Origin of the sequence: Blautia sp. HCP28S3_G10 (assembly GCF_052065235.1) — a bacterium.
Lineage (GTDB): Bacteria > Bacillota > Clostridia > Lachnospirales > Lachnospiraceae > Blautia_A.
In genome coordinates, this window is record NZ_JBQHUL010000002.1 from 157,427 (window position 1) to 171,589 (window position 14,163).

General features: G+C 41.0%; 13 protein-coding genes. 12 read left to right on the forward strand and 1 reads right to left on the reverse strand.

All coding sequences use genetic code 11. From position 1 onward, the window contains the following. Positions 1–10: 10 nt before the first annotated feature. From ACTNB8_RS01900 to thiI, 11 genes are all read left to right on the forward strand, one after another. Positions 11–958, forward strand: a complete 948-nt coding sequence (locus ACTNB8_RS01900; protein ID WP_441051833.1) for a sugar kinase — start codon at positions 11–13, stop codon at positions 956–958. 3 nt (positions 959–961) lie between these two features. Continuing rightward, positions 962–1,585, forward strand: a complete 624-nt coding sequence (locus tag ACTNB8_RS01905; RefSeq protein ID WP_441051836.1) for a bifunctional 4-hydroxy-2-oxoglutarate aldolase/2-dehydro-3-deoxy-phosphogluconate aldolase — start codon at positions 962–964, stop codon at positions 1,583–1,585. A gap of 148 nt (positions 1,586–1,733) precedes the next feature. After that, a complete protein-coding gene (locus ACTNB8_RS01910) occupies positions 1,734–2,510 on the forward strand; it encodes an IclR family transcriptional regulator (protein ID WP_441051839.1) in 777 nt (258 codons plus the stop codon). Between the two features lie 184 nt (positions 2,511–2,694). Further along, a complete protein-coding gene (gene hrcA, locus ACTNB8_RS01915; RefSeq protein ID WP_296156007.1) occupies positions 2,695–3,744 on the forward strand; it encodes a heat-inducible transcriptional repressor HrcA in 1,050 nt (349 codons plus the stop codon). A 30-nt stretch (positions 3,745–3,774) separates the two neighbouring features. Next, a complete protein-coding gene (gene grpE, locus ACTNB8_RS01920; protein WP_441051842.1) occupies positions 3,775–4,407 on the forward strand; it encodes a nucleotide exchange factor GrpE in 633 nt (210 codons plus the stop codon). A gap of 258 nt (positions 4,408–4,665) precedes the next feature. Beyond that, complete coding sequence (gene dnaK, locus ACTNB8_RS01925; RefSeq protein ID WP_441051844.1) at positions 4,666–6,549, forward strand: molecular chaperone DnaK; 1,884 nt, start codon at positions 4,666–4,668, stop codon at positions 6,547–6,549. 256 nt (positions 6,550–6,805) lie between these two features. Next, positions 6,806–7,987 carry a molecular chaperone DnaJ gene (gene dnaJ / locus ACTNB8_RS01930; protein ID WP_441051846.1) on the forward strand — a complete coding sequence of 394 codons (1,182 nt, stop codon included), beginning with the start codon at positions 6,806–6,808 and terminating at the stop codon, positions 7,985–7,987. A 152-nt stretch (positions 7,988–8,139) separates the two neighbouring features. Further along, positions 8,140–9,093 (forward strand): 50S ribosomal protein L11 methyltransferase, encoded by a 954-nt coding sequence (prmA, locus tag ACTNB8_RS01935; RefSeq protein WP_441051849.1) that lies wholly within the window; start codon positions 8,140–8,142, stop codon positions 9,091–9,093. A gap of 8 nt (positions 9,094–9,101) precedes the next feature. Beyond that, positions 9,102–9,845 (forward strand): 16S rRNA (uracil(1498)-N(3))-methyltransferase, encoded by a 744-nt coding sequence (locus ACTNB8_RS01940; RefSeq protein WP_441051851.1) that lies wholly within the window; start codon positions 9,102–9,104, stop codon positions 9,843–9,845. A gap of 12 nt (positions 9,846–9,857) precedes the next feature. Continuing rightward, complete coding sequence (locus ACTNB8_RS01945; protein ID WP_441051853.1) at positions 9,858–11,012, forward strand: cysteine desulfurase family protein; 1,155 nt, start codon at positions 9,858–9,860, stop codon at positions 11,010–11,012. A gap of 60 nt (positions 11,013–11,072) precedes the next feature. Next, positions 11,073–12,254 (forward strand): tRNA uracil 4-sulfurtransferase ThiI, encoded by a 1,182-nt coding sequence (gene thiI, locus ACTNB8_RS01950; protein ID WP_441051856.1) that lies wholly within the window; start codon positions 11,073–11,075, stop codon positions 12,252–12,254. Positions 12,255–12,385: 131 nt separating this feature from the next. Here the strand turns inward: thiI and ACTNB8_RS01955 are convergent, their stop codons facing one another. Beyond that, positions 12,386–12,622, reverse strand: coding sequence for an HPr family phosphocarrier protein (locus tag ACTNB8_RS01955; protein WP_441051859.1), 237 nt, complete (start codon positions 12,620–12,622; stop codon positions 12,386–12,388). Between the two features lie 141 nt (positions 12,623–12,763). On the opposite strand from ACTNB8_RS01955, the gene mtaB reads away from it, so the two are divergent. Then, positions 12,764–14,095, forward strand: coding sequence for a tRNA (N(6)-L-threonylcarbamoyladenosine(37)-C(2))-methylthiotransferase MtaB (mtaB, locus tag ACTNB8_RS01960; RefSeq protein ID WP_441051861.1), 1,332 nt, complete (start codon positions 12,764–12,766; stop codon positions 14,093–14,095). Positions 14,096–14,163: the final 68 nt, after the last annotated feature.

Below are 14,163 nucleotides of genomic sequence, written 5' to 3' on the forward strand. Positions count from 1 at the left end.
GGTTGTTTTTGTGAAAGAAGTAATTACACTGGGAGAACCGATGGTTGTTTTTATGGCAGATGCGCCGGGTTCCCTGGAAGATGCGGAGCATTTTTCAAAAGGAATGGCAGGAGCAGAAATGAACGTGGCCATTGGACTGTCCAGACTTGAACATGATGTTATGTATTTGACGAAACTTGGAAATGATCCGTTTGGAAAGTACATGCAGAAGTTCATGGCAAATGAAAAAATCCTTACAGATGGAATCCACATCGATCCTGTATATCAGACCGGATTTTATCTGAAAACAAAGGTTCTTGAGGGAGATCCGGAGATCTTTTATTACAGAAAAAATTCAGCAGCGTCTCATCTTTGCCCTGAAGATGTGGATAAAGTGGACTTTGCAGGTGCAAAATGGCTGCATGTGACTGGAATTTCACCTGCGCTGTCTGAGAGCTGCAGAGCAGCAGTGTTCAGAAGCATAGAAAGAGCAAGAGAATACGGAATGACAGTTTCTTTTGATCCGAATATACGAGTTTCTCTGTGGGAGACTACAGAAGAAATGCAGGAATGTATGAACAAGATTGCGTCACTCAGTGATTATATTCTTCCTGGAATAAAGGAAGGAAAGATTCTGACAGGCCTGGATACTGTTGATGAGATTGCAGATTTTTATCTCAACATGGGCTGCAAAGGTGTCATAATTAAAAATGGTGAAAAGGGAGCCTGCTATAAATTAAAAGGAGAATCTCTGAAAGAAGTAGCCGGTTATCATGTGGAACATATCGTGGATACTGTAGGTGCAGGAGATGGATTTGCAACAGGTGTGATAAGCGGATGCCTGGAAAAACTTCCTATGGCTGAAGCTGTAAGACGTGGTAATGCCATTGGTTCTATTGTAATTACCAGCAAGGGTGATAATGAAAATCTTCCTACACGAGATGAACTGATAAAATTTATGGGAAACAACGGGAGATAAAAAATGGATGTTGAAAAACTGATTGAAGAATATAAAATCATGCCATTAGTTACGCTGGAAACTTCAGAGATGGCAGAAATCCTTGGGGAAGCACTGACAGAATGTGGGCTTAATATTGTAGAAGTTACTTTCCGTTCTGATGCAGCTGCCGGAGCTATCCGCATTCTTACAGAAAAATTTCCAAATCTTCTTGTAGGAGCAGGTACTGTTCTGACAACAGGAATGGTAGATCAGGCACTGGAAGCAGGCGCAAAATTTATTCTTGCGCCTGGATTTAACAGAGAAGTCGTGGCGTACTGTCAGGAAAAAAATGTTCCTGTATATCCGGGCTGTATGACGCCAACAGAAATCGACATGGCCTACAGCATGGGTTTGCGCACAGTAAAAATTTTTCCGTTTGTACCTATGGGAGGACTTCCTGTACTGAAAGCAGTTGCAGCACCATATAAAATGATGAAGTTTGTTGTTACTGGAGGAATCAAAAATGAGAATCTGGCAGAAACACTGGCTTATGATAAAATTATTTCCTGTGGTGGAAGCTGGCTGATCAGTGGCACAAAACTGAAAGCAGGAGACAAGGCTGGTATCGTACAGGATATCAAAGAGGCGATGAAACTGGTCAAGTAAGATGCTTATTGGTATTACGGTGAACGGAATTTGCGGCAACAATACTTGCACATTTGATAAAAGTGTGGCATATTAAAGAAAAGATTAGTGTGAGAATCGGAAGCAGTTCTATTCAGACTGCTTCCGGTTTGTTATGGAAGGGGAAAATATGTCAGCAACAATACAATCACTTGAACGTGCACTGGATATTCTGGAAATGCTGGGTAAGCATCCCGGGGGAATGCAGGTAAAAGATCTGTCGCAGCAGCTGGAACTGAACAAAAGTACAGTCAGCCGTATGTTATATACACTCGGTGAAAGAGGGTATGTTCAGAAAAAACCAGACGGTTCTTACAGACTTGGAATTAAGATAGTAGAATTATGCAGCCTACATCTGAACAGTCTTCAGCTGAAAACAGAAGCATTGCCATTTATGGAACAGCTCAGGAATCAGACCGGTCTTATTATTCATCTGGGTGCTCTGGATGATAATGAAATCGTATATCTTGAAAAACTTACTTCCTATACTAATATACGAATGTATTCACAGATTGGAAAACGCGCCTGGCTGCATAGCACAGGAATGGGAAGGGCAATATTGTCAACCATGAGTAATAAAGATGTCCTGAAAATACTGAAAGAAAAGGGTATGCCAGCAGTTACATCAAGAACATGTGTGAAAGAAGAGGAACTGCTGAAGCAGCTGGATGAGATCCGGCATCGGGGTTATGCTGTCGATGATGAAGAAAATGAAATCGGAATGAGATGTGTGGCAGCACCGATTTTTGATTATCGTGGAGATGCGATAGCAGCAGTCAGTGCGACTGGTTTTCTGGAAATGCTTCCTTATGAAAAAGTAGACGATATAGGAAAATGCGTGGCAGACTGTGCAGATAGTATTTCTGCATGTATGGGCTATCAGAAGAAAAACACATCTTTTTATTAATTGGAATATTGTAAAAGAAGCGGTTGATTTTTAATATTTAATAACTGCTTCTTTTTTTATTTATTCAAAAAAAATTCACAAATAAATGTTGACAAATGTTTACGACAGTGCTATCTTAACAATATAGATGTTAGCACTCCTACAAATTGAGTGCTAACAACTAAATCGGAAAGGAGCTGAGAGCATGGATGAAGTTTTGACAGACCGTAAGAAATTAATCCTTAAGGCAATTATCAAGACTTACATGGAAACTGGCGAGCCCGTAGGATCCAGAACAATTTCCAAGGATCCGGATCTGAATGTCAGCTCAGCAACAATCCGGAATGAGATGTCTGACCTGACAGACCTTGGCTATATTATTCAGCCACATACGTCGGCAGGTAGAATTCCTTCTGACAAAGGTTATCGCCTCTATGTGGATGAGCTGATGCAGGAAAAGGAAGATGAAATTCAGGAAATACGTAATCTGATGATTGAGAAGACAGATAAGATGGAAAAGGTGCTCAAGAATGTGGCACGTGTTCTTGCTTCCAACACCAATTACGCTACAATGGTTTCAGTTCCTCAGTACAGTGGAAGCAAGCTGAAATTTATTCAGCTGTCCAGGGTCAATGAATTGCAGCTTGTGGCAGTTGTAGTATGCGAGGGAAATGTGATCCGTAATCAGATTATCGATCTTGATGAAGAAATGGATGACGAAACGATCCTGAAGCTGAATCTGCTGCTGAATACCAATCTTAACGGACTGCCAATACAGGATATTAACCTGGGAATGATCGCAAGACTGAAAGAACAGGCGGGAATTCACAGTGGTCTGGTAGCAAGAGTTCTGGATGCTGTAGCTGCGACAATTCAGGTAGATGAAGATGATATGGAAATCTATACATCGGGAGCAACGAACTTCTTCAAATACCCGGAGCTTTCAGATAAGACGAAAGCAACCGAACTGATTTCTGCTTTTGAAGAAAAACAGGAACTGGTTGACCTGGTAAAAGAAAGAATGGCTGATGAAGATAATACCGGAGTTCAGGTTTATATTGGAGATGAACTTCCAATTGCGACCATGAAAGACTGCAGTGTTGTTACAGCGACATATGAGCTGGGCAACGGAATGCATGGAACAATCGGTATCGTAGGTCCGAAACGTATGGATTACGAGAATGTAGTCAACAGCCTGAAAACGCTTAAAGTTGAGCTGGATCAGGTGTTCAAAAAAAATAAAGAAGACAGTTAGCAGTCAAAGTAGAAAGGCGGTAGAACAAGCGTGACAGAAACAGAGAAAAGTACAGCGGAAGTTCAGGACGAAGTAGAGAAGGAAATACCGGAAACAGATCCTGTAACTGAGCCAGTGGAGGAATCGCCGGAAGCTACGGCAGGAAATTCCGAAGAGGAAACAGAATCCGCTGAGACTGAAGAAAATAAAGAATCCAAAGGAAAGACTTCTTTCTTTGGCAAAAAGAAAAAAGATAACAAATTAGAACAGCAGGTTGAAGACCTGACAGACAGACTCAAGAGAAGCATGGCTGAGTTCGATAATTTCCGTAAACGTACGGAAAAAGAAAAATCCAGTATGTATATCATCGGAGCAAAAGAGATCATCGAGAAGATCCTTCCGGTGGTTGATAACTTCGAAAGAGGTCTGGCACAGGCTCCGGAAAACGATCCGTTTGCTGAGGGAATGCAGAAGATCTATAAACAGTTTACTACTACACTGGAAAGCCTGGGAGTAGAACCGATAGAAGCAGTTGGCAAAGAATTCAATCCGGATTTCCATAATGCGGTAATGCATGTGGAAGATGAAGAAGTAGAAGATAACATTGTTGTGGAAGAACTCCAGAAAGGATACACCTATAAAGGATTTGTAGTTCGCCACAGCATGGTAAAGGTTGCAAACTGACCTAGAACACTTAATGAAAACGAGCAGAATGCGAAGTTTGAGTTTAGTGTGAAGGTCGCTCGAAGGAACTTAATAAGTCCGACTGTAAGGAGAGACGAATTTAGTGAATCGAGCTTCCTTAATCAGATGTGCGAAGCACATAAGATGCGAAAAGCATCTTGATTCTGGAAGGACTGTAAGGAGAGACGAATTTAGTGAATCGAGCTTCCTTAATTTGAATGTATAACAATTTTAGAAATAAACAGGAGGAAAATTATCATGGGAAAGATTATTGGTATTGACTTAGGTACAACAAACAGCTGTGTAGCCGTTATGGAAGGCGGACAGCCGACAGTTATCGCAAATACAGAAGGAGCAAGAACAACACCATCTGTTGTTGCTTTCACAAAAACAGGAGAACGTCTTGTAGGTGAACCTGCAAAACGTCAGGCAGTAACAAATGCAGAAAGAACAATTTCTTCTATTAAAAGGGAAATGGGTACAGATTACCGTGTAACAATCGATGACAAAAAGTATTCTCCGCAGGAAATTTCAGCTATGATCCTTCAGAAACTGAAAAAAGATGCAGAAGGATATCTTGGAGAATCTGTAACAGAAGCAGTTATTACTGTTCCGGCATACTTCAATGATGCTCAGCGTCAGGCAACAAAAGATGCCGGTAAAATTGCAGGACTTGATGTAAAACGTATTATCAACGAGCCTACAGCAGCAGCGCTTGCATACGGACTTGATAACGAAAAAGAACAGAAGATTATGGTTTACGACTTAGGTGGTGGTACATTTGATGTATCTGTTATCGAGATCGGTGATGGTGTAATTGAAGTTCTTTCCACAGCAGGAAATAACCGTCTTGGTGGTGATGACTTTGACCAGAAAGTAACAGACTGGATGATCGAAGAGTTCAAGAAAGCAGAAGGCGTAGATTTAAGTGCTGATAAAATGGCTCTTCAGAGACTGAAAGAAGCAGCAGAAAAAGCTAAAAAAGAACTTTCTTCTGCAACAACTACAAATATCAACCTTCCGTTCATTACTGCAACAGCAGAAGGACCGAAGCATTTCGATATGAATCTTACAAGAGCTAAATTTGATGAACTGACACATGACCTGGTAGAAAAAACAGCAGAACCGGTTCGTCGTGCACTGTCAGATGCAGGCATTACAGCAGCTGAACTGGGTCAGGTACTTCTGGTTGGTGGCTCTACACGTATCCCAGCTGTACAGGACAAAGTAAAACAGCTTACAGGCAAAGAGCCAAGCAAATCTCTGAACCCTGATGAATGTGTTGCACTTGGTGCATCTGTACAGGGTGGTAAACTTGCTGGTGATGCAGGTGCCGGTGACATCCTTCTTCTTGATGTTACTCCGCTGTCTCTGTCAATCGAGACAATGGGTGGTATCGCAACTCGTCTGATCGAGAGAAATACAACAATCCCGACCAAGAAGAGTCAGATCTTCTCTACAGCAGCAGATAACCAGACAGCAGTTGATATCAACGTAGTACAGGGTGAACGTCAGTTTGCAAAAGACAACAAATCCCTTGGCCAGTTCCGTCTGGATGGAATCCCGCCAGCACGTCGTGGTGTTCCGCAGATTGAAGTTACATTCGATATTGATGCCAACGGTATTGTTAATGTTTCTGCAAAAGACCTTGGAACAGGAAAAGAACAGCACATCACAATTACAGCTGGATCCAACATGTCTGATTCCGAAATCGACAAAGCAGTAAAAGAAGCTGCTGAATTCGAAGCACAGGATAAGAAACGTAAAGAGGCAATTGATACAAGAAATAATGCTGATTCCATGGTATTCCAGGTAGAAAATGCTCTGAAAGAAGCTGGTGATAAACTGGATGCAAATGATAAAGCAGCAGTTGAAGCTGATCTTAATGCACTGAAAGATCTTCTTGCTCAGACAGCAAACGGAGATCTTACAGATTCTCAGATTGCTGATATCAAAGCAGCTCAGGAAAAAATGATGGAAAGTGCACAGAAACTTTTCTCTAAGATGTATGAGCAGACACAGCAGGCTGGCGGTCAGGCTGGTCCGGACATGGGTAACATGGGTGGCGGAAACGCTTCTCAGGGCGGTAATGAAGCCGGATATGGCGATGATGTTGTAGATGCTGATTACAAAGAAGTTTAATAGAATCAAGTAAGTCCCCTGCTTCAATGTGAAAAGCAATAAGCAGTGGTGGGAACTTGCTTTTATCAGAAGGAGTGTAAGCTCCTTCTGATACACTGCAAAGCAGTTATTCGATTATGAGCAAGTAGCAAAGCAGTTTACGAAGAAAATCTGCGGATTTCGAATATGTTTAGACCTGTGAGAGTTGCTTTGCAGCGGAACAGGTCGTGACTGTCAGCAGAGTAACGCAAATATGATTATATAGGAAAGAGATAACATGGCTGATAAAAGAGATTACTATGAAGTTTTAGGTGTTAGTAAAACTGCCAGTGATTCAGAATTGAAAAGCGCATATCGAAAATTAGCCAAGAAATACCATCCGGATGTAAACCCGGGGGACAAAGAGGCAGAGACAAAATTCAAAGAAGCAACAGAAGCTTACAGTGTGCTCAGTGATGCTGAAAAAAGAAAACAATATGATCAGTTTGGTCATGCGGCATTTGAACAGGGCGGCGGTGGAGCTGGCGGCTTCGGTGGCTTTGATTTTAATGGTGCTGATATGGGAGACATATTTGGCGATCTTTTTGGTGACCTTTTTGGAGGCGGCGGAAGAAGACGTGCAAATAATGGCCCGATGAAAGGTGCAAATCTGCGTGCCCGTGTGAATATTACATTTGAAGAAGCTGTATTCGGCTGCGATAAAGAGCTTGAGATTGTTCTGAAAGATGAATGCACTACCTGCCATGGAACAGGAGCAAAACCTGGTACACAGCCAGTTACCTGTCCGAAATGTAATGGTGAAGGTCAGATTGTATATACGCAGCAGTCAATGTTTGGTATGGTGCGTAATGTACAGACCTGTCCTGACTGTCATGGAACCGGCAAAATCATTAAAGATAAATGTTCTGCATGTCGTGGAACAGGATATACTTCTTCAAGAAAAAAGATTCAGGTTTCTGTTCCTGCCGGTATTGATAATGGACAGAGCATCCGTATTCGTGATAAAGGCGAACCAGGTACAAATGGTGGTCCGAGAGGTGACCTTCTTGTAGAGATAAATGTTGCCCGTCATCCGATTTTCCAGAGACAGGATATGAATATTTTCTCTACGGCACCGATTACTTATGCGCAGGCTGCACTTGGAGGTGAAGTGCGGATCAATACAGTAGATGGAGAAGTTTCTTATGAAGTGAAACCTGGAACACAGACAGATACCCGTATCCGTCTGAAAGGAAAAGGTGTTCCGTCACTGAGAAACAAAAACATCCGTGGAGACCATTATGTAACACTGGTAGTTCAGGTTCCGACTAATCTAAATGAAGAAGCAAAAGAAGCACTTCGCAAATTTGATGAAGCATGTGGAAATAAAACTTCTTCAGGTAAGAAAGAAAACACCGAAAAAGGTGAAAAAAAGAAAAAGAGTTTCATGGAAAAAATCAAAGAAACCTTTGAAGAATAAAATGTAAATGAAAAGTTCAGGAAAAGAGGAAAAATCCTCTTTTCTTTTTTTATGCTTTCATGTATGATAAAAGATAAAAGCAGTTTACTGCAAAACAATTTACGGATTTTGTTAGTATGATATAAGACAATCAGACAGGAGAATATAAATATATGAGATGGAATCGTTTTACTATTAAGACCAGAACAGACGCAGAAGACATGATCATCTGCACACTGGCGGAAATTGGTGTGGAGGGTGTGGAAATCCAGGATCATCAGCCGCTTACAGAAGAGGATAAAGCACAGATGTTTGTGGATATCATGCCTGAGGGTCCTGCAGATGACGGAATCGCATATCTGAATTTTTATCTTGAAGAAGATGCAGATAAAGAAACTATCCTCAGTAATGTCAGAGAAGCACTGGATGATCTGAGAAGCTTTATGGACATTGGGGAAGGTACAATTGAAGAATCCTGGACAGAAGATAAAGACTGGATTAATAACTGGAAGGAATTTTTTCATCAGTTTTATGTAGATGATATTCTTATTGTTCCGTCATGGGAAGAAGTAAAAGCAGAGGACAGAGACAAAATGATTCTTCATATTGATCCAGGTACAGCTTTTGGTACAGGTATGCATGAAACCACACAGCTTGTGATCCGTCAGCTGAAAAAATATGTGACACCAGGAGTTGAAATCCTTGATGTTGGAACAGGAAGCGGTATTCTTGGAATTACTGCACTGAAGCTCGGAGCAGGACATGCTGTGGGAACAGATCTTGATCCATGCGCAGTTCCAGCAGTACAGGAAAATAAAGAAGCGAACCAGATTCCGGATAAAGATTTTGACATGATGATCGGAAATATTATTGACGACAAAGAAGTACAGGACAGAGTCGGCTACGAAAAATACGACATCATTGCGGCAAATATCCTTGCAGATGTCCTTGTACCGCTGACACCGGTAATCGTAAACCAGATGAAAAAAGGTGCATACTATATTACATCCGGCATTCTTGATGTAAAAGAAGAAGTAGTAAAAGAGGCAGTAAATGCAGCCGGTCTTACGCTTGTAGAAGTGACCAGACAGGGAGAGTGGGTCTGCGTTACAGCAAGAAAGGACTGAAAGAAACAATGCAGAGATTTTTTGCAGAACCAGGACAGATAGATGAGGCCGGACACCAGATCCATATCACAGGGTCTGACGTGAACCATATTGGAAATGTCCTTCGGATGAAAACGGGAGAAGAGCTGTGGATCAGCAATGGCAGCAGTAAAGAATACCGTTGCACAATAGAAAACATCAGTTCTGATGAAGTGCTTCTTCATATTATCTATGCACAGGAACCTGATTATGAGCTGCCAAACCGTATTTACCTCTTTCAGGGACTTCCGAAAGCAGACAAGATGGAATTAATCATTCAGAAAGCAGTGGAGCTCGGGGCATATGAAGTGATTCCTGTAGAGACCAGGCGCTGCGTGGTGAAACTTGATGGAAAAAAAGCCGCCAAAAAAGTGGAGCGCTGGCAGCAGATTGCAGAAAGTGCAGCTAAACAGTCAAAAAGAATGCTGGTGCCTTCCGTGCATTCTGTAATGTCTTTCAAGGAAGCCCTCAGATATGCTGAGACAATGGATATCCGACTGATTCCATATGAGCTTGCAAAGGGCATGAAAGAAACAAAAAAACTAATATCAGACATAAAGCCAGGGCAGTCAGTCGGAATATTTATCGGTCCGGAGGGCGGCTTTGAAGAAAAAGAAGTGGAAGCGGCAATAAATGCAGGTGCGTCTTCTATTACTCTGGGTAAAAGAATTCTGAGAACAGAGACAGCCGGTCTGGCAATTTTGTCAGTACTGATGTTCCAGCTGGAAAACTGAAAGGAAATAAAAATGGAAGTATATTTTGATAACTCGGCGACTACAAAGTGCTATGAATCCGTAAAAGATATCGTAGTAAAAACCATGGTCGGTGATTTTGGAAACCCATCTGCCATGCATCTTAAGGGTGTGGAAGCAGAAAAATATGTCAAAGAATCTGCCAGAACTATCGCAGGGATCCTAAAAGTACAGGAAAAAGAAATTCTGTTTACATCAGGAGGTACGGAGTCTGACAATCTTGCACTGATTGGTGGTGCATTGGCAAACAAACGTAACGGAAATCATATAATCATCACTTCTGTAGAACATGCTGCCGTAAGTCAGCCTGCGTCTTTTCTGCAGGAACAGGGATTTGAAATAACCTATCTTCCTGTAGATTCTCAGGGAACAGTGAAAATGAGTGCGCTGGAAGCCGTTCTGAGACCGGATACGATTATGGTATCCACAATGCTGGTAAATAATGAAGTCGGGGCAGTCATGCCGGTTGAAGAAATTGCCAGAATGGTTCATGAAAAGAGCCCGAAAGCACTGTATCATGTAGATGCGATCCAGGGATTTGGCAAGTATCACATTTATCCGAAAAAAATGGGAATTGATCTTCTTGCTGTCAGCGGACATAAGATTCACGGTCCTAAAGGAATCGGATTTTTATATATAAATGAAAAAGTAAAAATAATTCCGCAGATTCTGGGTGGCGGCCAGCAAAGTGGTATGCGTTCCGGAACGGATAATGTGCCTGGAATCGCTGGACTTGGAGTAGCAGCAGCGCAGATTTATGAGAATCTTGATGAGAATGTAGAGCATATGTATCAGCTGAAAGAACACATTGCGGAAGGACTTTCTGAGATTGAAGATATCCGTATCAACGGAATGCCGCTTCGTGAAGGTGCACCGCAGATTTTAAGTATCAGTGTTATGGGAGTGCGCAGCGAAGTACTCCTTCATGCGTTGGAAGATAAGGAAATTTACATTTCGGCAGGAAGTGCATGTTCAAGCCATAAACGAAAACCAAGTGCAACCTTAAGTGCAATGGGAATGTCAAAAGACCAGATCGAAAGTACGGTGCGTTTAAGTTTCTGCGAAGAAAATACTATGGAAGAGGCTGATTATTTTCTGCAGACAATGAAAGAACTTGTGCCGATGCTCAGAAGATATTCGAGAAAATAAAATATATAATGAAATCAGGTGAAAACCTGAATATAAAATAATCAGGAGGAAATACCAGGTATGATATTTCATGCGTTTTTGATAAAATATGCCGAGATCGCTATTAAAGGAAAAAACAGATATCTTTTTGAAGATGCACTGGTAAAACAGATGCGGCTTGCACTGGAACCGGTAGAAGGCGATTTCGAAGTGACGAAAGAACAGGGAAGGGTATATGTACACTGTCCGGAACAGTATGATTTTGATGAAGCTGTGGAAGCACTGCAAAGAGTTTTTGGTATTGTCGGAATCAGCCCTGTAGTAATCTATGAGGATCAGGGATTTGACCAGATGGCGGCAGATGTAGTGGATTACATGAAAAACAGATATCCGGATTATGCCGGTACTTTTAAGGTGTACACAAGAAGAGCAAAGAAATCCTATCCGATTACTTCAATGGAAGTAAGTGCGGCAATTGGAGAAAAAATCCTCGATGCATTTCCGAATGCATCTGTAGATGTGCATGAGCCACAGATGACGCTTTCTGTTGAGATCAGGGACAGAATTTATGTGTATTCTGAAACGCTGCCGGGACCTGGAGGAATGCCGATTGGAACAAACGGTAAGGCAATGCTTCTTCTTTCCGGAGGAATTGACAGCCCTGTTGCCGGTTATATGATCGCAAAACGTGGAGTTAAGATCGAAGCTGTTTATTTCCATGCACCGCCGTATACAAGTGAACGTGCAAAACAGAAAGTAGTAGATCTGGCAAAACTGGTAGCACGATACAGTGGACCGATTCGTCTTCATGTTGTAAACTTTACGGATATTCAGCTGTATATTTATGACCAGTGTCCGCATGAAGAACTGACGATCATTATGCGCCGCTATATGATGCGTATTGCTGAACATTTTGCAAAACAGGATAAATGTCTTGGACTGATCACAGGTGAGAGTATTGGACAGGTTGCAAGTCAGACACTACAGAGCCTTGCTGCAACAAATGAAGTATGTACACTTCCTGTATATCGTCCGGTGATTGGATTTGATAAGGAAGAAATTGTTCGGATTTCCAGAAAAATTAATACATTTGAGACATCAATCCAGCCGTTTGAAGACTGCTGTACTATTTTTGTGGCAAAACATCCGGTGACAAAACCGAATCTCAAGGTTATCAGAAGGTCTGAGGAAAAGTTAAATGAAAAGATAGAACAGTTGATGGAAGAAGCACTGGCTACAACAGAAGTCATTGAGATTAAATAAAAAGAGAAGAGATGACAACATAGTCAACTTCTCTTGTATACTATGGCAAAAAAAACAGAAGCTGTTCGCAGCTTCTGTTGTCATTAAAAAATAATTTATTTACTCACCAGGTTACTGTAAACAACAGTGAATTATTCGATAACGTAAGGCTGAACAATTCCGAGAACGGTAGCCAGAGTGCTTCCTTCTGCATGGATATTCAGATTGATTGGCTTGGATAAGTCAAGACTGAAGATACCCATGATGGATTTGGCATCAATAACATATCTTCCGGATACAAGGTCAAAATCACAGTCGAATTTACTGATTTCATTTACAAATGATTTAACTTTATCGATAGAATTCAGTGAGATTTTTAATGTTTTCATTTTGAGAACCTCCCTAGTAAATATTCTTATGAGTTTTATCTTAAACGCGCCTTTACGAAAAGTCAAGGAAAATAAAAATTAAATTGTAACTCTGATTATTTTCAGAAATCATACAACGATAACTTTATTTTGAGGTAGAATATGAATAAAAAAGTCGCCCTTCATAATCTGGGCTGTAAAGTAAATGCATATGAAGTAGAAGCAATGCAGCAGCTTCTTGAAAAGGCAGGATACGAGATTGTGCCATTTACAGAAAAGGCAGATATTTATGTGATCAATACTTGTACAGTTACAAATATTGCTGACAGAAAATCACGTCAGATGCTGCATAAAGCAAAAAAAATGAACCCGAAAGCTATCGTAGTTGCTACCGGCTGCTACGTTCAGACAGATACAGAGAAAATCAAAAAAGACACTGCTGTAGATCTGATTCTTGGAAATAATCAGAAAAGACAGATTGTGGAAGCTCTTGAGGCATATGAAAAAGAACATACAAAGCAGGTAAAAGTCATCGAGATTAATCATACAAAAGAATATGAGGAGCTTTCTATCGGTTATACTGCAGAACATGTACGGGCCTATATTAAGGTTCAGGATGGCTGCAATCAGTTCTGTACGTACTGTATTATCCCATTTGCGAGAGGTCGTGTGAGAAGCAGACGTATTGCGGAAATCCTTCAGGAAGTACAGACACTGGCAGGACGTGGATATAAGGAAGTTGTACTTACAGGAATTCATCTGAGTTCTTATGGGGTTGATTTTCCAGAAGAAACAAGAGAAAATCTTCTTTCTCTTATCCAGGCTGTACATGAAATTAAAGGGATATCCAGAATACGTCTGGGATCACTGGAACCAAGAATCATTACAGAAGAATTTATGGAGGGAATTTCCTCATTACCAAAAGTCTGCCCGCATTTTCATCTTTCATTACAGAGCGGATGCGACAAAACGCTTGCTGATATGAACCGCAGATACCGGGCTGCAGAATATGCCGAAAAATGCCAGCTGATCCGCAAATATTATCCTGCTCCGGCGCTGACTACAGATGTTATTGTCGGATTTCCGATGGAAACAGAAGATGATTTCAGAGAATCCTATGAATTTGTAAAAAATATCCACTTTTACGAGACACATATTTTCAAATATTCCAGAAGACAGGGGACAAAGGCCGCTGCAATGCCGGGACAGCTGACAGAAGCAGAAAAAGCTGTACGAAGTGAAAAAATGCTTGAACTGAATCAGATGCGTGCAAAAGAATACGAAACTTCCATGATTGGAAAAATGCTTGAAATCCTTCTGGAAGAAGAAGTTGAGATCAACGGACAAAAATATCTCATGGGACACAGTCGTGAATATATAAAGGCAGTTATCCCTGAAGATAACAAATATAAAGTAAATGATCTTGTACAGATCAAAGCAGAAGCTTTTATAGAAGAACATATATTACTCGGAAAGTGTTCTTGTATTTTATAATAAATTATATTAAAATATAGTAGAAATATTGTAACTATTCAGCAGGTAATATCCTTCAATAGTGAGGA

Bases quoted from the DNA above. Each gene is read 5' to 3' on its own strand.
- dnaK (WP_441051844.1), top strand. From the start codon at position 4,666: ATGGGAAAGATTATTGGTATTGACTTAGGTACAACAAACAGCTGTGTA.
- ACTNB8_RS01910 (WP_441051839.1), top strand. From the start codon at position 1,734: ATGTCAGCAACAATACAATCACTTGAACGTGCACTGGATATTCTGGAA.
- ACTNB8_RS01940 (WP_441051851.1), top strand. From the start codon at position 9,102: ATGCAGAGATTTTTTGCAGAACCAGGACAGATAGATGAGGCCGGACAC.
- mtaB (WP_441051861.1), top strand. From the start codon at position 12,764: ATGAATAAAAAAGTCGCCCTTCATAATCTGGGCTGTAAAGTAAATGCA.
- ACTNB8_RS01905 (WP_441051836.1), top strand. From the start codon at position 962: ATGGATGTTGAAAAACTGATTGAAGAATATAAAATCATGCCATTAGTT.
- hrcA (WP_296156007.1), top strand. From the start codon at position 2,695: ATGGATGAAGTTTTGACAGACCGTAAGAAATTAATCCTTAAGGCAATT.
- thiI (WP_441051856.1), top strand. From the start codon at position 11,073: ATGATATTTCATGCGTTTTTGATAAAATATGCCGAGATCGCTATTAAA.
- prmA (WP_441051849.1), top strand. From the start codon at position 8,140: ATGAGATGGAATCGTTTTACTATTAAGACCAGAACAGACGCAGAAGAC.
- dnaJ (WP_441051846.1), top strand. From the start codon at position 6,806: ATGGCTGATAAAAGAGATTACTATGAAGTTTTAGGTGTTAGTAAAACT.
- ACTNB8_RS01955 (WP_441051859.1), bottom strand. From the start codon at position 12,622: ATGAAAACATTAAAAATCTCACTGAATTCTATCGATAAAGTTAAATCA.
- ACTNB8_RS01945 (WP_441051853.1), top strand. From the start codon at position 9,858: ATGGAAGTATATTTTGATAACTCGGCGACTACAAAGTGCTATGAATCC.